Here is a 17918-nt window from a genome sequence, read left to right on the forward strand (position 1 = left end):
CCACATGTGCCCGGGCGTCTCTCGGTGTGACCCTCAGCGCCGTTTCCCCGCGCGAATGTTCCCTCACCCGGAACTCAGGGCCCGGGCATGGGCCGGCGTGGTCCGGCTCGCTCTCACTACCAGCCGCCTGAACTAGAAGGATGCCATGCCATGCACATCTTGATCACTGTGGTCGGAAAACGCACAGAACACTGGTTGGACCTCTTCGCCGCGCTCGCAGACCGCCCCGACGTCACCTTGACGGTGGTCGCCGCCGACGTATCACCGCTGACCGAGCAAGGGCTGCGCGGGCTGGCAGACCGATACCGCAATTTCCGCCCCGTGCTCCGGCCTCATCTGCTCGGGGAAGACAGAACCGGTCACATGGCCTCTGTACTCTTCGCCCCTGGCACCGGGCACGCGTTGCGCGACGTGCCCGCACCTGACGTCGTGCATGTCATCGGTGAGGCCGCCTACCTGTCCACCTGGCAGGCGATCAGGCTGCGCGACCGGATCCGGCCGGGTACACCGGTCACCCTTTACGCGGCCCAGAACATCGTGATGCGCTTCCCGTTCCCGTTCCCACTCCTGGAACGGCGTGCCTACCGTGCCGTCAGCCATGCGTTCCCGATCACCCCGAGCGCACTGCGCGTGCTGCGCGCCAAGGGCTACACAGGGCCTGCGACCGTCGTGCCACTGGGGGTCGACACCGGTGTCTTCCGCCCCCGCGAGCAGGAGCGCCCACAGACGTTCACCGTGGGGTTCGTCGGCCGGTTGGAGCCGCACAAGGGCATCGGCGACCTGCTCCTGGCCGCGGAGCTTCTCGACTGCGACCTGCAGGTGGTGGGCGACGGAACCCTGAGCGGCGAGGTGCAGCGGGCAAGTGAGCGCCGTCCGGGGCGGGTCCGGCTCACACGGTGGGCGGACCATGCTGAACTGCCCTCGCTGCTGGCCCGGATGAGCGTGCTGGCGTTGCCGTCGGTCGAGATCGTGCAGCGCAATGTGGTGCCCTGGATCGGCATCCCGCTGCGGGAGCAGTTCGGGCGGGTTCTGATCGAGGCCATGGCCTGCGGCGTCCCCGTTGTCGGCAGCGACATCGGAGACATCCCCCACGTCATCGGCTCCACGGGCCTGCTCTTTCCCGCCGGCGACGCCGCGGCGCTCGCGGACCGGCTGGCCCGGATCCGCGACGAGCCCGGCCTCGCCCGGCGGCTCGCCGCCGAGGGACGCAGCCGTGCCGACAACGAATTCAGCTGGCGCAGGATCGCCGACGACCTCTGCCACACCTGGCAGCACCTCGCGCACGGCACGGCCTCGGACCGCCGCACCGTGACACGGCCGACGCATCGAGCGGAGCAGGATTCTGATCAGCCCGCAGTCAAGACCGGGACGCCGAACTAGAACCTACGGGCGGCGATGGCGAGAGCGGCGGGAAACTCGAGACGGATGATGCGGCACTCGCCGCCGCCGGCCTCCATGACGTGGGTCCACATGTCAGCGCCGTATTCCGTATGGACGAGGCAGTCGGGTGTCCCCTCCGGCGGCACTCCGTGGTAACTCGGGGGCTTACCGGCCCTCGTCTGCGTCAGCCGGCCGACGACAACCGGAATCGTGAAACAGACCCAGCCTCGCGGCCGGACCACGCGAAAGCACTCGCGCAGTCCCTGTACAGGATCGGGCACATGCTCCAACGTGTCCGAATGCACAACCAGGTCCATCGACGCGTCATCGAAGGGAAGCGCCATCATGTCGATATCGGGGAAGCTCACCAGTTTCGTGCGCGGCATCCTCCGCAGGAAGCGGTGAAGAGTTCCGGCCCGATTGATCTCAAGGACCTTGAGCAGAGGATGGCGAAGCATGAAGACGGGAAAAAGTCTCGTCGAGCCGTAGACCTTCATGATCGCATGGGCCAGGGCCAGGGACCGGAGGCTTGCCCCGCAGCGGGTGCAATGCAAACCCTGCTGCCGATCGATATAGCCGGCCTCCTCCTCGCTCAGCCGCCACTCCTCGATCAGCTTCAGCCACAAGGCCGGACGCTGCGTGAAACTGCGGCTCCCGCAGCACACGCAGCGCAGGCCGCTCATCCGCTGGGCATCCTGGCGTGACGGCCGAGCATGGGTCGGCGGACTGAGGGGTGTGCCGTGCTGCCCGCCGACTGTCTTGGATTCCGGCATGATTGAGTACTCGATCTTGTTGGGGAAGAGCCCTTTGTGGCCGGAGATTAACAGGGCGAACGGCGTCATCCAGGTAGGTACCGGCGCGCATGCGTGTAGTGATTCGCTCCCTTATGACGCAATCCTGGCTTCTCAAGTGGCGGGCATGGGATGTGACGGCAAAACATAAATGCCATGAAGCTGGATCCGTTCTGTGCTCCTGACCGGTCCGGGTGGGTTCCCGGTGGCTAGCCCGCCCGAGTCCTCCAGCGGTAGCGCCGCTCCGGCCGAAGCCGTTGCGGCTCGGGTGGCCGGCAACAGCGCCAGGCTTCTCGCGGCCAGGGTCGCCACCGCGTTAGCCGGCGTCGCGTCGCTACCGGTGGTGTACGGGAGCATCGGCGCCCGCTCGTACGGTGTGTGGGCGCTGCTTACGGGTCTGATCGCTATTGTGTCGCTCGCCGATCTGGGGCTCGGCTCGGTTCAGATCCGGGAGGTCGCCCGAGCCGTCGGAGGCGGGCGGCAGCGACAGGTCTGCGCCGTACTGGGCCTGGGCGTTGTGTGGGGTGCCGTTCTCTCCGCGCTGGCCCTTGCCGGGACGGCGATCTGCTGGCCGTGGCTGGCCCGCGTGTTCCAACTGGGTGAGCTCTCCGCGCCGGCGCGGGGCGCCGCCCTGTTCCTGCTGGTGGGCTTTCTTCTCGACAGCCTCGCGCTGCCCTGGCGGAGCGTGCTCGAGGGCACCCAGCGCTATGGTCCGGTGGCCTGGGTCGTCGCCGGCACCGCTGTGCTCGGCGCGGGGCTCGCGGCAGCGGTGGTCACGCTGGGCGGCGGGCTGGTGGAGCTGGCCGCCTCGGTGGTGGTGAGCAGTGCGTTGCGGGCACTGATGTTCGTCTGCTTGGCCCGCCGGTACGCCGCTGGGCTGACGCCCAGCCTGCGGGACATCAGACCGTCCGATGTGGCGTATGTGGCGTCGTACGGCTCACGTGTCCAGGTGGCAGGCGCGGCAGCCGCGGTCAACAGCGAGACGGACCGGCTGGTGCTCGCAGGCTTCCACAGTCCGTCGGCGGTAGCTGGATTCGACCTGGGCAGCCGCCTTGTCGGGCTGCTGCGGTTGCCTTCGGGGGTCATTCTCACGGCAGCCTTCCCGTCGGCTGCCGCGGCGGCCGACGATGAACCCGGTCGGCTCGACCGGCTCTACATCGATCTGACCCGGTATCTGACGGCGTTCGCCGCGGTCGCGGCCACCGTCCTGGTCGTGTCGGCCGATCCGCTGGTGCGGATGTGGCTCGGCCGTCCACTGCCTGCCGCGGCAGTGACCATCATGGTCCTGGCCCCCGGCTGCGCCGCGAGTGTGATCGCCGGCGCGGCCGCGATGGTGACCCGGGCCGAGGGCAGGCCCGGGTGTGAGACCCGCGGCACAGTGCTGGCCGCCGTGCTCAATCTGCTGCTCACCATTCCGCTGCTTCGGCTTCTCGGTCCCTGGGGGGTCCCGCTGGCGACCAGCTTGGCGGCCTGCGTGAGCACCGTCTACTTCTTCGCGCACTTCCACAGCATTTCCCGGCGGCCGGTGGCACCGCTACTGCGGGCACTGTGGCCACCCGTCTTCGCGGCCGTGACGGCGGGAACCCTTGCCTGTCTGGTCACGTTCCGGCTGGCTCCCGGGACGGACCGGGCCGACGCCGCCGTGGCAGTCGCCTGCCGGGGTGGCCTGACCGTGCTGGTCGCGGCCACGCTGCTGGCCCTGCTCGGATTCTTCGGCGCATCAGACCTGACCCGACTGCGCATGGCTCTCGCCGGGTTGACACCACATCGCGGCGCGGTTTCCGTGCGGAAAAGGAGCAACACATGACCTTGCAGATGGAAGCGACCCGCTGCCCCCTCTGCCACCAGGCCGCGGGCGACGAGCCGGTCTTCGACGGATTGCTGCGCCGTTGCCCGGCCTGCGCATTCCACTGGACCGCCGCGAACGGCGACGGGGCACACCAGTGGGACCTCTTTGACGGCCACTACTACCGACGCTACTTCGCCCGCGCCGGGCAGTGGCGGTACGAAGCCGCCCGACGGATGCGGTGGCTCCTGTCGGCCACCCGCCCGAGGTCTCTGCTGGAGGCCGGCTCAGCAGGCGGTTACTTCATCGAAGCCGCCCGGAGAGCCGGCATCGCAGCCGACGGAGTGGAACTGTCCGAGGTCTGTGTCCGCCATGCGCGGGGCGAGCTCAAGGTGCCGGTACGGCAGGGCTGCTTCGAGACGGTCGCACCGACCACCGCGGTGGACGCCGTGTGCGCCTTCCATGTGCTCGAACACGTCGACGAGCCCCGGCGGTTCCTCACCAAGGCCCGGGCATCGCTCACCGCCGGAGGATGGCTCGCCCTCGAAGTGCCGAACATCGCATCGTCCTCCGCCCAACGGCAGGGTGGATCATGGCCGCATCTGCAGCCGGACTGCCACCGCTGGCACTTCTCGGCGCGGTCGTTGACGACGCTGGTGGAGGAGTGCGGCTTCGTGGTCGAGCGCTGCGACACCGTCTTCGCCCGGTACTACATGAGGCCCTCCCGCCTGCCCAGCCCGTCGGGGATGTCTCTGCTGTTCGCCGACTGGGCCGCCTGCGGCTCACCGCGTACCACCCATCCGCGGCTCGGCGATCACCTGCGGCTGCTCGCCCGGCTGCCGGAGAACCCGCCGATCCGCTGATCGCTCCCGATGTCTCCCGGTCACCCAGTCCTCGGCAAGCATCAACGAATGGTGGTACGCGAACTGCGGCCCAGGGTGGGGTGGGGCCGCGTCGCCGTGCCATGCGGATCGGGGAGTCGGTGGGCCGATCGCCACGCCGGAACCCGGCTGACCGGTGACGGAGCCGAACGGCTGCGGCCGTCGTCAACGGCGGCACGGGGGGTACGGTTTCACCTCGGTCCGCAGCGGATTCACCAGCTGTTGGCGCAGCAGGGTCGGGGCGCGATCGGTGATCGGCTCCGACAGGTGCAGCGTCACGGTGCGGGTGCTCCCCCCGGGCAGTTCCAGATCGAGGGTGTACACCGGGTGGCCGTGTTCGACGGCATGATTCAGCGGGATACGACGGCCGTCCAGCATCGCCCCGGTCAGGGCGGCTCCCGCACTGGCGTAGTAGGAGACCAGCAGTCGGTTGTCACCCGGCCTGGAGGAACGGGCCCGGGTGTCGAGGCGATCGGTGACGTAGGCCGGGAGTCCCGAGGCCGGCGCCCGGTTGGTCAGCGTCACGGTGGCGGTGACCGTTCGTCCGTGCGGGGTGCAGGGGCCCGGCTCCCACGTCAGCCTTCGGTCGAGGTAGTAGTCGAGCTTGGTGGCCGCCGCGTTGTTGACGACGACCCCGGCGAAGGGGCCCGCGTCTTTGGGGAGTGAGCCGCTGAATGCCCTGCGTTCGATGAGGCGTTGCTCGGCCGGGAGCGTGCTCCACACCTTCAGACGTGCGTCCCGCTGCACGTCGTACACGGCCCGCAACAGCGCGGGAATCCGCCGCGGATCCTTGGCGGCGCCGGTCAACTGTGTGGCGGCGGTGCGGGCGACGTCGAGGAAGAACGCTTTGCGGGCGGTGACGTCCTGGTAGGCCGCATAGCTCGTTCGCTCGGTGAGCTCCACGGCGTTGGCGCCGGTGAGCAGGGAGCCGTCGGGCAGACGGGCCGGCCCGGTGGCCTCCAGCAGCCGGCCCAGCGCAGTGGGGTCGACGGCGAGTACCCCGTCCACCTTCTGGCCACTGTGCTCTCTCCATGCCTCGGCCCAGATACGGGCCGCATAGGGAAAGTGAGGGCTGAGATTGGAGTTCCCCCAGAACCGAGTGGGCTCGTTGGCGGCGTACAAGGCGGCGTAATCCGTTCCCAGGTCCACTGTGGGCCGGGTCGGCTGCAGCACGGTGTCATTACCGAAGGTGTCGAAGCCGATGCGGCCCCGGTCGGCCGTGACCACCGCGAAGGCCCCGGGCAGCCCGCCGGTACCGCGGGCTTCGGCGGTGTTCTGGAAGACGACGAAGTAACGCCGTGGCCCCTGTTCCCCCAGCATCGGCGGAAGGAGCCGGGCCGCAAGGGCGGCGTCGGCCGTCGTCGGGGCAATCCGGTCGAGTTGGCGGACCAGTTGCGTACGGGCCCGCTCGGCTGCCGGCAACCAGGTGGCGTGTGGCAGTCCGCGGGCCTGGGCACGGACTTCCGCGGCGTCCTGCGCGGCGCGTTCGAGTGCCGGGGCCGCGTCGTGCAGGGCGGTCAGCAGGTGATGAGTGTCGCCGCCTCGTGCGTCGGCCGTGAGATCCGGGACGCTGCGGACGAGGGGAGTGAGCACATCGTGGGTCAGCCGGTCAGCGGCGTGCGCCGTGCCGCGCACGATACGTGCCGGGTCGCCGAGAAAGGGCAGGTGCGTTGCCGGGTACCAGGCGGGCCCGGTGGTGAGGTCGTGCGCTCGGGCAGCGTGTGCCGCCGCGGAACGCAGCGTCGCCTCGGCTTTCGACGTGCCAGGCACGGGTGCGGCGGCTGAGTCCCGCGACGGCCCTGCGTTGACCGACTGCCGCAGCGTGTGCAGATCCCGCTGTGCGGCCAGCAGTTCGGTACGGGCGATCAGACCGGTGACCGCGATCCAGGCCGCTCCCGCCAGGATCAGGAACACGACGGCCGCCAGCAGATATCGGACGCGCCGGCGTCGGCGGTGCGGTTGTGCGGGACGTGTGCTTCCAGGGGCCGGGGAGTGCTGCATGGTGGCGGCCAGGTCAGCGGCGCGTGCGCCGACGTCGTACCACGAGGACGGCTCCCCCGCCGGCTGCCAGCAAACCGACAGCCGTGCTGAACATGACGAAGGTCCTTTGGCCGGAACCGGTCTCAGGGAGCTGACCGTCCGGCGGGAGCTTGTGGTGTCGCGGCAGCACATTGATCACCGCTGACAGGACCAGGTCCGGATCACGGGCGGTGAGTCTGAAGGTGTGTGGGCCGGGCTTGGTGGTGGCGGGGATCGTGACGGTCCCCGAGACCGTGCCCTTCGAGTCGGCGAAGAACGTGCCCAGCACCGGTGCCTTCGAGATGAGTTCCGCGACGACCTGCTGCTTGGCGGCGAACCCCGTCGCGGTGAAAGTGAGCGGATCACCGGCGATCCCTGTCGTATCGATGCTCAGACTGGGTGCATTCGGCGGGTACTCGGCATGTGCCGTCTCTGCGGGCACCAGCGGGCCGGCGGCGATGACAGCGGCTGCTGCCACGGAGGCGAGGACGTTACGCCGTCTGCGAGACGTAGTCACTTTCCACGCTCCTCACACCTTCTCGGATGGCTTCCGGCCCGGCGGCAGGGTCGGCCGTGACGAGGAAAATCCTGTCGCAGGCAGATATAACGCCATGTCAAGCACAGCTAACGCCACGGGGGCGATGACCCCCCGGAAGGGTGTAGGACATACACCCTTCCGGCGCCGCAATGGCGCTGAGAATTGCAAAGGCGAGTAGCACGAATGCACTAAAAACAGACGACACGCCGACGTGTCGGAACCGAATCGATATCGACACCATTACCGTCTGACCGAATAGGCCAATACCCAGTAAAGCCATATCCAACCGAGGTTGAAATGAATTAATGCGGCTTCGAGTGTCTTGTGGCGTCGATCGAGCAGCCTGCCGCTCGGAGGATGGTCGTGCTTCACATGATTGATCTGTTTGGAGCGTCTGCGCGCCGAAATGCAGGACCGGACCCCCGTGGGCACGATCCTCTCGAGCTGCTCGCCCGGCTGCCGGGGTGGCACAGCTGATGACCCTGCCCGAAGTATCGGTGCTCCTGGTGAGCTGGAACACCTGTGCCGAAACCCGTGCTTGTCTGGACTCGCTGCCCCGTGCCGCGACCGATGGGCTGCGGTATGAGGTGATCGTCGTCGACAACGGGTCGCGGGACGGCTCCCCGGACATGCTTGCCGCCCACCCGAACGTGCTGCTTCTCCGCAACGAGCGGAACCTCGGCTTTGCCGCGGCGGTCAATCAGGCGTACGCCCGTGCTCGCGGGGACATGATCCTTCTCCTCAACAGTGATGTCCGTCTGTGGCCCGGAGCGCTCACAGCCCTCGCCGGTTTCCTGCGCGAGCGCCCCGACGTGGCTGGTGTGGCGCCGCTGTACCTCAACCCTGACGGCAGCGTTCAACAGCACTACATGCGCCTGCCCACGTTCCGCAGCCTCGTGGCGTTGGCCACCACGCTGCGGTACTTGCCGGGTTTCAGGCGCCCATGGCGCGAACACCTCATGGGCGGAGCGGACCTGTCCCGCCAGGGGCAGGTCGAACAACCGTCTGCGAGCTGTCTGCTGCTACGCCGTGCCGTGCTGGATCCGGCCGAAGTCTTCGACGAGCGGTTTCCGCTCTATTTCAATGACGTTCTGCTCGCCCGCAACCTCCGCCTCGCCGGCCATCGGCTCTGGATGACACCGGACGCGGTCGTTACGCACACTCTCGGTGCGTCGACCCGACTGCTGGGCTCCGCCGTTCGCAGCAAGTTCCGTCTCGACGGGCTCATCCGCTACGCCGAGGTCACGCAGCCCCGATGGCGGTTGCGGACACTCCAGGCCCTGGTGCTTGTGGACTGGCTGGTTCGGCGCGCGCTGCGGTGGCGCGGTCAACTCGGCCTCCGGGATCTCTGGGCCGTCGTCCAGGGCGACGTAGGCCCCCTGCCGGACGGTGACGGGCGAAGCTGGTCGGTGATGCTCAGTGGAGTGCCCTGGCTCGCCGGAGCGCACCGTCAGCATGCCCTCGCCCGGGAACTCGCAGTCGGCCGCCGGGTGTTGTTCGTCGACCCGCCGGGCCGACGCCCTCGCTGGGCCTTCATCGTCAGCCAGGTCGCGCCATCCCTGTGGCACGCGGTGCCTCCCACCGTGGTGCCGTTCGGCAGGCTGCTGCCCCCGCTCAACTGGATCAACCGCCGGGTTGCCGCAGCGCTGGTACGCCGCTGGCTGGACCGCCGCCCGGGCAGCCGGCGAATCCTGTGGATCGATGAAGACCTGGCCGCGCCGACGGCCGGTCGGCTGGGGGAAGATCTGCTCGTCTATGACGCAGTGGACCTGGACTGGACGTTCACGCACCGCTGGAACCGCCCCCACCTGCGCAGCGCTTTGCGGAAGGCGGTCGGCGCCGCAGATCTCGTCCTGGCCTCGTCCTCGGCGCTGCCGCGGTGGCTGCCGTCCTCACGGCGCCCGCCCGTGATCGTCCCCAACGGGTGCGATCCGGAGAGGTTCGTCGCGGAAGGTCCACTCGACGAGTGGATCACACAGCTGGCCGACCCGCGGCTCGTCTACGCCGGGGCGATCGACAGCCGGGCCTTTGACGCGGAACTCCTGGCCGCCGTGGCCCGTCTTCGCCCCGACTGGACGTTCCTGCTGGTCGGGCCGTCCACCCGTACCGGCCGTGCACCGCTGGCGGGGCTGCCCAACGTACATCTGCGGGGCCCGGTCGACTTTGACGAGATGCCCGCCGTACTGCGTGCCTGTGATGCCGGCCTGATCCCTTATCGGGTGGGCGGCCGGATCGACTACGTGCACCCGAAGAAGCTGTACGAGTACCTGGCCGTAGGTAAACCTGTCGCCGCCACACCGCTGCCGTCTCTGATCCCGATGGCCGGTCTCGTCCATCTCGGCTCCGGCCCGCAAGGGTTCGTCCGGGCCATCGAGGAGGCATTGGACTCGCGCCACTGCCCGGCCGCGCTGGCCCGGCGTCGCGCCGCTGCTGCTTGCAACAGCTGGTCGGCGCGGGGCGAGCAGATCCGGGGCCTGCTCGAGGGGCTGGAGAGGACCGGCCCATGAGCGGGCTGCTCGTCGTTCCGAGGAAGCTCATCGTTCCCGCTTCGGCCACATGCCTCGCGGCCGCTCTCGGCTCCGCCGGAGCCCTTGCGGCGGAAGTTCTTCCCGGTCGTCTGAGTATCCTGCCCGCCGCGGCCCTGTTGTGCCTGGTGACATTTGTCCTGTGGCCATGGGCCGTTCTCCCAGTAGGCATCGTCGGTGGCGTCGCGGCCGCCAAGGCGCTGGGCACTTCCGATGTCACCTTCATCACGGCCCTTCACATCGGCGTGCTGGCGATCGGTTGCCTGGCGCTGCTGGTACGCCGCGCCGCTTCTGCGGCCGACGACCGACCCCGGCGAACCGCCGTGGACCAGGCGATGGCGCTCCTGGCGGTGATCGCCCTGGTCGGCGCGCTGTTCGGTCTGGCACGCGGACACGCCCTCCACCAGGTGTTGATCGCCACCTATCACATGGCGGTCATCCCTGCCTACTTCTTCGTCACCACCCACACCCTGACCAACGCACGCAGGATGCAAGCGGCGGCGGTGCTCTATGTGACCGGGGGGGCCGCCCTCGCCGCGCTGGAGCTCACGATGCCGGGGCGGCACGGCGGTCTGCTCTCGGTACTCGCGCTTGTGCCGCTGCTCGTCGTTGCCGGCCGCACCCGCGGGTGGCGGCGCATCGGTCTGGGAGCGTTGATCACCCTCTTCGCCGCCGACACGGTTGTCGCGGGCTACCGGGCCATGTGGCTGGCCGCCGGGATCGGCCTGCTGGTTCTGCTGGTGCGCGGCACCAGGCGAGTCCGCCTCAGCGTGGTCATGGCTGCGGTCGGGGCAACCGTTTTCGTGGTCTGCGGAGCCGCTGTCAGCGCCGGGCTGCGCGCCCGGATCCTGCTGTCCGGCGAGCACCTGGACGAAACGGCCGGCTACCGGACACCCGAAGCGATGGTCGGGCTGCGCGTCTTCGCCGACTGGCCGCTGACCGGAGCCGGTCTCGGCCAGACGACCCGCGATGTCTACCTCCCCACCTTCAAGATCACCGACGTCGGGCCGACCTACCACGTCTTCTGGGTGATGATCCTCGCCAATCTGGGCCTCGTCGGCCTCATCGCCGTCCTGTGGCCGCTGCTGCGCCCACTGCGCGCGGCCCTCGCCGTACGGGATGGCGTTCCTCTGGCCTTCGGTGCTCTCGTCTGCGGCTTCCTGGCAGCGGCGGCTTTCGCGGGCCCCACCGACGGCCATTGGGAACTGGGGCTACTGCCCGCACTGACGCTGCTCACCACCCGGACCGGGACCATCGATCCACCGACCACAGGAGGTCGCCCATGACGGCCGAACGGACCGGAGCCGACGAGCCGGGCACCGCCGGGCCCGTCGCCACCGCGATCGTCGTCACCTATCACTCCGAGGCCCACATCGCCGACTGCCTCACCGCGTTGCGAAGCGCCGGGCTGGCGGTACGAGTGGTCGACAACGCTTCCACGGACGGGACCGCACGAGTGCTCGCCACCCGGTTCCCCACCGTTGCGCGGACTGTCAACCCGACCAACATCGGATTCGCGGCCGCGGTGAACCAGGCGCTCCCCACGGTGGACACCGACATCGTGCTTCTGGTGAATCCCGACTGCGTGGTGCCGCCGGCCACTGCTCGAGCCCTGGTCGCCCTGCTGCAAGCCCGGCCCGATGTCGGCATCGCGGGTCCCCGGCTCGTCGGTACCGACGGGCGCGTCGCCATCAGCGCCCACCCGTTCGAGTCGCTGACCTCCGTGCTGGCCAGCCGCTTCGGCGGAAGCCTGATGCCGGTCGGGTTGCGCCGCCTGCTGTCCGGCAGAACTCGGCGACGCACCTATGACGCCTGCCGCAACCCCGGACCGCCCGTCCCGGTGGACTGGGTGTCCGGAGCCTGCATGGCCATTCGCACCGGGCTGCTCAAACAGCTCGGCGGTCTCGACGAGGGCTACTTCATGTACTACGAGGACGAGGAACTGTGCTGGCAGGCGGGGCGGCTCGGGGCCCGCGTGTACTACGTACCCGAGGTCGAAGCCATACACGTCGTCGGGGCAAGCAGCCGAGATCCGTCGTGGATCTGGCCCCATCTGTACCGCAGCATGCTCCGATTCTTCGCCCGGCACCGACGCCGCACTTACCCCCTGGTGAGGGCGGCGGTACTGCTCCGCGCACTGCTGGGCATCGGGCTCTCCGTCGCACGCCGACGCGGGCAGCACCCTGCTCGGGGCAGGGCCTGGTGGCACGTGGCCCGCATCGCCCTGACCGCGACCGCCAGCACCATGAGAAGGGAGGGCCGATGCACGTTCTGACCGCCGCTGCCGGAAAGCGCACCGAACACTGGATCAGCCTCTTCGATGTCCTCACCGATCGGACGGACATCCAGATCACCGTCCACGCGGCCGCCCCCTCCGCGCTCACCGGGCGGGCCCCGCAATGGCTGGACGCGCACTGTGGCCGCTTCCGCCTTCGCCTCGTCCCTCACCCGCCGGGCGTGGGCCGCACCGGCCATCAGGCGTCGGTCCAGCCCCGTCGTGGGCCCGTCACCCACTCCGCGAAGACGGCCGGCATCTTGTCGAAGGGAGGGCCCAGTGGCGACCTCACGTGATGCCGCCCGGGTGCTTTCCATGGCCTGGCGCAACGGCGGGCTTGTGCTGCTGTCGCTCCTGGCCGGAATCACCGGGGCCCTGGTGGTGACCGCGATGACGCCCCCGAGGTACGAGGCCACCGCGACCGTGCTCGTCACCGGCGGCGCCGCCTCCGGTGAGCAGCTCTACGTCAGCAACACCACCCAGAACCTGATGCCGACCATCGCGCGGCTCGCCGAATCCGGCAAGGTCGCCGAGGCCACGGCCGAGACCATGGGGCTGCCGACCAGGCAGGTTGTCCGCCACATCCGCGCTGACACCCAGGAGGGGGTGCAGATCCTCGCGCTCACCGCCGACGCGCCGACGGCCGACAAGGCCGCCGCGATCGCCAACGCCACCGCCCAAGTCCTGCTGCCCCGTGTGGGGTGGATTCGCCACGACGGGACGGGATCAGTCAGCGCGGAGTTGCTGGACCGGGCGACAGCACCAAGCCGTCCGGTGTCACCCAGGCCGTTGCTCAACGGACTCCTGGGTGCGCTGCTGGGATCGCTGGTCGGCGTCGGCCTGACACGGCTGCGGGCTCTGACGGACGACAAGGTCAGGGGCGTCGACGATCTGCGCGAGGCAACAGGCGCGCCTGTCCTGGGCTCGATTCCGTACGATGCGAACGTTCCCCGCAATCCACTGATCCTGCACAGCCCCCAGGGCGCGTGGTCGGAGGCGTTCGTCCGCCTGCGCACCCACCTGGAGTGCGTCGAGATCAGCTCCCCGCCCCGTCTCATCGCGATCACAAGCCCTGTGGCCAACGAAGGAAAGTCCAACATCGCCTGCAACTTGGCGATCGCGATGGCTCGTGGCGGGCGCCGCGTCCTTCTGGTCGAAGCCGACCTGCGTCGACCGCGCAGTGGACAATACCTGGGTCTGGGAGATGCGGAAGGACTGACGACCGTGCTGTCCGGCCACGCCCGACTGGAAGAGGTGGTCCAGCAGTTCGGCGAGGGTGGTCCGATGATTCTCCCCGCTGGGCCGCTGCCGCCCCACCCCAGCGAACTGCTGGCTTCCGGAAGATGCAAGGAACTACTGTCCCGGCTGAGGGAGTGCTACGACGTCGTTCTCTTCGATCTGCCCCCACTGCTGCCGTACGCTGACGCCGGTGTCCTGGCAGGGCTCGCCGACGGCACCCTCCTCGTCGCGCGATGCCCCAAAACCAGGACCCGCCACCTCCGCCAGTCCCTTGAAGCGCTGACCGCCTTGAACGCCCGTTTCCTCGGCTGTGTCCTCAATGCGGCACCGTCGCGGTCGAATGGTTACGGCTACCGGACGGACCTGACGGTCTCCGCGGCGGGGCTGCTGCCACCGCCTGCCGCCCTGTCAGACCGGCGCACAGGGGCCCAGGTCAAATCCGGATGACGTCGGCTCCAGCCGCCGGCCGGGGCTGGTGTTGAGCGTGTTGGACCGACGAAGTTCCTGAGCGGTCCGCCCTCGGCGTCACCGCCAAGCGCGAGGGCCTTCACCTCATGGAAGGTGAAGGCCCTCGATTCGTGCCACGGAGAGGCAGGGCGGTGTGCCCCGCCCCTCAGGCGCTCTTGAACTCCTGCCGCTGCCGCCCGAGCCCCTCGATCTCCAGCTCCACGACGTCCCCGGCCCGAAGGAACGGCTTGGGCTCGGGCGCCCCCAGCGCCACCCCCGCCGGCGTCCCCGTGTTGATCACATCCCCGGGGTACAGCGTCATGAACTGACTGAGATACCGCACGACCTCCCCCACCGGGAAGATCTGCTCGGCCGTCGTCCCGTCCTGCTTCAACTCCCCGTTGACCCACAGCCGCAGCGACAGCCGCTGCGGATCGGGCACCTCGTCCGCCGTCACCAGCCACGGCCCCAGCGGATTGAACGTCTCGCAGTTCTTGCCCTTGTCCCAGGTCCCGCCCCGCTCGATCTGGAACTCCCGCTCGGACACGTCGTGCGCCACCGCGTACCCGGCGACATGCGCGAGCCCTTCCTCCGCGGACCCCAGGTACCTGGCCGTACGCCCGATGACGACGGCCAGCTCGACCTCCCAGTCGGTCTTGCGGGACGCGCGCGGCACGAGCACCGTGTCGTTCGGCCCGACCACCGTGTCCGGCGCCTTCATGAAGAGGACCGGCTCGGCGGGCGGCTCGGCACCCGTCTCGCGTGCGTGGTCGTGGTAGTTCAGCCCGATGCAGACGATCTTGCCGATCCGCCCCAGCGGCGGCCCGATCCGCAGCCCGGTGGCGTCCAGTACGGGCAGCTCACCGGCGTCGGCGGCAGCACGGACGCGTCCGAGCGCCGCGTCGTCCGCGAGCAGCGCCCCGTCGATGTCCGGCACGACGCCCGACAGGTCCCGCAGGGTCCCGTCGGCGTCGAGCAGCGCGGGCCGCTCGGTCCCCGCCGTACCGACTCGCAGCAGCTTCATGATCACGTCTCCCTCGATCGCGGGCGCCCGCCCGAGGCATGCGACCCGGATGCGGCGGGGCAGCCATCGGAGGACTGGTCGATCCTCCAAGCTGGGCGTCCGCTCCGCAATACCCAGTTCATGTACTGGACCGCCACGGACCCGACCGGCTACCGGTACAGAACCCGGCTACCGGTACAGCACAGCGCGCTCGACGACACTCCACGTCGTACTGGTCACGACGTACAGCGCGGCGGCCAGCGGCACCACGGCCACGGTGACCAGCGTGAAGAAGGACATGAAGGGCATCACCTTGGTCACCGCCCCCAGCCCCGCCACCTGCTCGCCACCGGCCGGGAGCGCCGGGTTCGCGGCCATCATGCGCTTGCTGAGGCGGTAGCTGAACACGGCGACCCCGGCGACGACCACGAACAGCCCGGCGTAGACGAGCCCCGGACCACCGAGGAGAGCGCCCTCGCCCAGCGCATCCGTCCACCGCCCGCCCAGCGGCGCGGCGAACAGCTGGTGGCTGAGCAGCTCGTTGGCCCGCCCGCCGATCGTGTCGCTGGAGAACAGGTGGTAGAGCAGGAAGAACGCGGGCACCTGGAGCAGCCCGGGCAGGCAGCCGGCCAGCGGCGACACCTTCTCCTCGGCGTGCAGCTCCAGCACGGCCCGCTGAAGCTTCTCGGGATTCCTCCCGTGCTTCTTCCGCAGCTCGGCGATCTTCGGCTGGAGTGCGGTCCGGGCCTTCTGGCCGCGCGCCGCGGCGCGGGACAGGGGGTGGACGAGGAGTCGTACGAGCGCGGTGAACAGGACGATCGCGGCGGCGGCCGCACAGGCGCCGAACAGTGGCTGGAGGAGGTCGGCGAGTCGCTCGACCAGGTTGGCGAAGACGGACATGGGTGAGCCCTCCGGGGGTCTCGTCGTGCCGGGAGTGGGACATGGCGGCATGACGACCCGCGCGGGGCCGGCTACATGAACGTGCCTGGAGGTGCCCCTACGCGAAGGTCGCCCGGAGGGCGTGTCCGGGCGCCCGGGGCCGGGTGCGTCCCCGGGCGTCGGGGTCGCGTTGGGGCAGGAAGGCCGTACGGAGGTCACGGTCGCGGATGGCCGTGCGCACCCGGGTGCGCGGCACGGCGGGCGCGCAGCGCGAGCCGACGAGGGCGCAGACCGCGAGCGCGGCAAAGGCCGCGGCGGTCGCGGCGAGCGCGACGGTGGCGTAGAGGCTGCCGGTGTCCAGCAGCGCCACTTCCAGGACCAGGAAGAGCAGCGCGAGAGCGGGACGCAGACTCGTCCAACCGCGGACCATGGGCTCCCCTCCTCCCGAACACTCGCTCGCTCGACTACCCGTTCTCTTCGCTCTGTTCGTTATACAGGATCGCTCCGACGGGTCGCGTCCGAGACTTCGTACACGGGTTTTAGAAAGGTTCGTCGCAACTCTCGACAACCCACCCGCCACACCCGATGCTTCTCGTTGCCATGAACGGGCCAACCCGCGACGCCGGACCCCGGGGGACCGGCGCCTGCCCCGATTCCCCTACGGAGGAGCCGTGATACGACGCAGAACCCTGCTGACCGCAGCAGGAGGTACGTTCCTCGGCAGCGCCCTGGCGACAGGCACCGCCCACGCGGACGCCACGATCGCCGTCAACCCCTCGACCACGTACGGCACCTGGGAGGGCTGGGGCACCTCCCTCGCCTGGTGGGCCAACGTCTTCGGCGCCCGGGACGACTTCGCGGACCTCTTCTTCACCACCAAGTCGGTGACGTACAACGGCAGATCGCTCCCCGGCCTGGGCCTGAACATCGCCCGCTACAACCTCGGCGCGTGCAGCTGGAACAGCGTCGGCGGCGAGAGGATGGTCGAGTCGCCGAACATCCCGGCCTTCAAGCAGATCGAGGGCTTCTGGCAGGACTGGAACAACGAGGACCCCACTTCCTCGGCCTGGAAGTGGTCGGCGGACGCCAACCAGCGCGCGATGCTGGTGAAGGCGACGCAGCGCGGCGCGATCACGGAACTCTTCGCCAACTCCCCCATGTGGTGGATGTGCAGCAACCACAACCCCTCCGGCGCGGCGGGCGGCGGCAACAACCTCCAGACCTGGAACTACCGCCAGCACGCCTCCCACCTGGCGGCGACCGCCCTGTACGCCCGCAACAACTGGGGCGTGAACTTCGCGACGGTCGACCCCTTCAACGAGCCGGCCTCCACCTGGTGGACCGCGACCGGCACCCAGGAGGGCTGCCACATGGACCCCGCGGTCCAGGCGGCCGTACTCCCGTACATGCGCAGCGAGCTGGACAAACGAGGCCTCACGGGCATCCGCATCGCGGCCTCGGACGAAACGAACTACGACACGGCCCGCTCGACGTGGGCGTCGTTCAACTCGTCGACCAAGGCCCTGGTCTCCCAGGTCAACGTGCACGGCTACCAGGGCTCCGGCGGCCGCCGCGACCTCCTCTACACGGACGTGGTGACGACGTCCCGCAAGAAGCTGTGGAACTCCGAGACGGGCGACAGCGACGGCACGGGCCTGACCATGGCGTCGAACCTCTGCTACGACTTCCGCTGGCTGCATCCCACGGCGTGGTGCTACTGGCAGGTCATGGACCCGTCGACGGGCTGGGCGATGATCGCCTACGACAAGAACACCCTCCAGCCGACGACAGTCCAGACCAAGCACTACGTACTGGCCCAGTTCAGCCGCCACATCCGCCCGGGCATGACGATCCTGGACACGGGCGTGAGCTACGCGGTGGCGGCGTACTCGGCGTCGACCCGCCGCCTGGTGCTGGTAGCGGTGAACACGTCCACATCAGCCCAGACCCTCACCTTCGACCTCTCCCGCTTCTCGACGGTGACGGGCGGCACGAACGGCGCGGTGCCCCGCTGGAACACGGTGACGACGGGCGGCGGCGACCTCTACACCCCCCGCTCGGACATCCGCCTCAACGGAAAATCGGTACGCGTCCCGTTCGCGGCGAAGTCGGTCCAAACACTCCAAATAGACGGAGTGACGCTGTAGGCCGACGG

General features: G+C 69.3%; 15 protein-coding genes. 9 read left to right on the forward strand and 6 right to left on the reverse strand.

Annotated elements, in window-relative coordinates; all coding sequences use genetic code 11:
• Positions 1 to 87 precede the first annotated feature (87 nt).
• Positions 88 to 1380, forward strand: coding sequence for a glycosyltransferase family 4 protein (locus ACIBNA_RS04985; protein ID WP_399163857.1), 1293 nt, complete (start codon positions 88 to 90; stop codon positions 1378 to 1380).
• Here the strand turns inward: ACIBNA_RS04985 and ACIBNA_RS04990 are convergent.
• Positions 1377 to 2222 carry a class I SAM-dependent methyltransferase gene (locus ACIBNA_RS04990; protein WP_399163858.1) on the reverse strand — a complete coding sequence of 282 codons (846 nt, stop codon included), beginning with the start codon at positions 2220 to 2222 and terminating at the stop codon, positions 1377 to 1379. The two genes, ACIBNA_RS04985 and ACIBNA_RS04990, sit on opposite strands and share 4 nt — an antisense overlap.
• Before the next feature lie 217 nt (positions 2223 to 2439).
• On the opposite strand from ACIBNA_RS04990, the gene ACIBNA_RS04995 reads away from it, so the two are divergent.
• Together ACIBNA_RS04995 and ACIBNA_RS05000 are read left to right on the forward strand one after the other, a co-directional pair.
• Positions 2440 to 3978, forward strand: a complete 1539-nt coding sequence (locus tag ACIBNA_RS04995; protein WP_399163859.1) for a lipopolysaccharide biosynthesis protein — start codon at positions 2440 to 2442, stop codon at positions 3976 to 3978.
• Complete coding sequence (locus ACIBNA_RS05000) at positions 3975 to 4820, forward strand: class I SAM-dependent methyltransferase (RefSeq protein ID WP_399163860.1); 846 nt, start codon at positions 3975 to 3977, stop codon at positions 4818 to 4820. The genes ACIBNA_RS04995 and ACIBNA_RS05000 overlap by 4 nt, the downstream gene beginning before the upstream one ends.
• A gap of 183 nt (positions 4821 to 5003) precedes the next feature.
• Here the strand turns inward: ACIBNA_RS05000 and ACIBNA_RS05005 are convergent, their stop codons facing one another.
• On the reverse strand, positions 5004 to 6752 hold the full coding sequence (locus tag ACIBNA_RS05005; RefSeq protein WP_399163861.1) for a DUF4012 domain-containing protein: 1749 nt from the start codon (positions 6750 to 6752) through the stop codon (positions 5004 to 5006).
• 100 nt (positions 6753 to 6852) lie between these two features.
• Positions 6853 to 7335: an LAETG motif-containing sortase-dependent surface protein gene (locus ACIBNA_RS05010; protein WP_399163862.1), complete on the reverse strand. Its 483-nt coding sequence runs from the start codon at positions 7333 to 7335 to the stop codon at positions 6853 to 6855.
• Positions 7336 to 7871: 536 nt separating this feature from the next.
• Between ACIBNA_RS05010 and ACIBNA_RS05015 the strand changes: the two genes are divergently transcribed.
• From ACIBNA_RS05015 to ACIBNA_RS05035, 5 genes are read left to right on the forward strand one after another with little or no spacing between them, the layout of a single operon-like run.
• Positions 7872 to 9902 (forward strand): glycosyltransferase, encoded by a 2031-nt coding sequence (locus ACIBNA_RS05015; RefSeq protein ID WP_399163863.1) that lies wholly within the window; start codon positions 7872 to 7874, stop codon positions 9900 to 9902.
• Positions 9899 to 11206 carry an O-antigen ligase family protein gene (locus tag ACIBNA_RS05020; RefSeq protein WP_399163864.1) on the forward strand — a complete coding sequence of 436 codons (1308 nt, stop codon included), beginning with the start codon at positions 9899 to 9901 and terminating at the stop codon, positions 11204 to 11206. The genes ACIBNA_RS05015 and ACIBNA_RS05020 overlap by 4 nt, the downstream gene beginning before the upstream one ends.
• Entirely contained in the window at positions 11203 to 12195 is a 993-nt protein-coding gene (locus ACIBNA_RS05025) for a glycosyltransferase family 2 protein (protein ID WP_399163865.1), read from the forward strand. Before ACIBNA_RS05020 ends, ACIBNA_RS05025 begins: the two co-directional genes overlap by 4 nt.
• A complete protein-coding gene (locus tag ACIBNA_RS05030; protein WP_399163866.1) occupies positions 12183 to 12491 on the forward strand; it encodes a hypothetical protein in 309 nt (102 codons plus the stop codon). The genes ACIBNA_RS05025 and ACIBNA_RS05030 overlap by 13 nt, the downstream gene beginning before the upstream one ends.
• Complete coding sequence (locus ACIBNA_RS05035) at positions 12475 to 13881, forward strand: polysaccharide biosynthesis tyrosine autokinase (RefSeq protein ID WP_399163867.1); 1407 nt, start codon at positions 12475 to 12477, stop codon at positions 13879 to 13881. The genes ACIBNA_RS05030 and ACIBNA_RS05035 overlap by 17 nt, the downstream gene beginning before the upstream one ends.
• A gap of 166 nt (positions 13882 to 14047) precedes the next feature.
• Here the strand turns inward: ACIBNA_RS05035 and ACIBNA_RS05040 are convergent, their stop codons facing one another.
• From ACIBNA_RS05040 to ACIBNA_RS05050, 3 genes are all read right to left on the reverse strand, one after another.
• A complete protein-coding gene (locus tag ACIBNA_RS05040; RefSeq protein ID WP_399163868.1) occupies positions 14048 to 14905 on the reverse strand; it encodes a fumarylacetoacetate hydrolase family protein in 858 nt (285 codons plus the stop codon).
• 168 nt (positions 14906 to 15073) lie between these two features.
• Positions 15074 to 15784: a YidC/Oxa1 family membrane protein insertase gene (locus ACIBNA_RS05045; RefSeq protein WP_399163869.1), complete on the reverse strand. Its 711-nt coding sequence runs from the start codon at positions 15782 to 15784 to the stop codon at positions 15074 to 15076.
• 97 nt (positions 15785 to 15881) lie between these two features.
• Positions 15882 to 16193 carry a DUF6412 domain-containing protein gene (locus tag ACIBNA_RS05050; RefSeq protein WP_274816616.1) on the reverse strand — a complete coding sequence of 104 codons (312 nt, stop codon included), beginning with the start codon at positions 16191 to 16193 and terminating at the stop codon, positions 15882 to 15884.
• A gap of 241 nt (positions 16194 to 16434) precedes the next feature.
• On the opposite strand from ACIBNA_RS05050, the gene ACIBNA_RS05055 reads away from it, so the two are divergent.
• Positions 16435 to 17910, forward strand: coding sequence for a beta-1,6-galactanase (locus ACIBNA_RS05055; RefSeq protein WP_399163870.1), 1476 nt, complete (start codon positions 16435 to 16437; stop codon positions 17908 to 17910).
• Positions 17911 to 17918: the final 8 nt, after the last annotated feature.

This window comes from Streptomyces sp. NPDC050164 (genome assembly GCF_044459945.1).
Classification (GTDB): domain Bacteria; phylum Actinomycetota; class Actinomycetes; order Streptomycetales; family Streptomycetaceae; genus Streptomyces; species Streptomyces coeruleorubidus_A.

Excerpts from the sequence above, each read along its gene's own strand:
- ACIBNA_RS04985 (WP_399163857.1), top strand. The coding sequence starts at position 88 with ATGGGCCGGCGTGGTCCGGCTCGCTCTCACTACCAGCCGCCTGAACTA.
- ACIBNA_RS04990 (WP_399163858.1), bottom strand. The coding sequence starts at position 2,222 with ATGACGCCGTTCGCCCTGTTAATCTCCGGCCACAAAGGGCTCTTCCCC.
- ACIBNA_RS05000 (WP_399163860.1), top strand. The coding sequence starts at position 3,975 with ATGACCTTGCAGATGGAAGCGACCCGCTGCCCCCTCTGCCACCAGGCC.
- ACIBNA_RS05015 (WP_399163863.1), top strand. The coding sequence starts at position 7,872 with ATGACCCTGCCCGAAGTATCGGTGCTCCTGGTGAGCTGGAACACCTGT.
- ACIBNA_RS05020 (WP_399163864.1), top strand. The coding sequence starts at position 9,899 with ATGAGCGGGCTGCTCGTCGTTCCGAGGAAGCTCATCGTTCCCGCTTCG.
- ACIBNA_RS05025 (WP_399163865.1), top strand. The coding sequence starts at position 11,203 with ATGACGGCCGAACGGACCGGAGCCGACGAGCCGGGCACCGCCGGGCCC.
- ACIBNA_RS05030 (WP_399163866.1), top strand. The coding sequence starts at position 12,183 with ATGCACGTTCTGACCGCCGCTGCCGGAAAGCGCACCGAACACTGGATC.
- ACIBNA_RS05040 (WP_399163868.1), bottom strand. The coding sequence starts at position 14,905 with ATGAAGCTGCTGCGAGTCGGTACGGCGGGGACCGAGCGGCCCGCGCTG.
- ACIBNA_RS05045 (WP_399163869.1), bottom strand. The coding sequence starts at position 15,784 with ATGTCCGTCTTCGCCAACCTGGTCGAGCGACTCGCCGACCTCCTCCAG.
- ACIBNA_RS05050 (WP_274816616.1), bottom strand. The coding sequence starts at position 16,193 with ATGGTCCGCGGTTGGACGAGTCTGCGTCCCGCTCTCGCGCTGCTCTTC.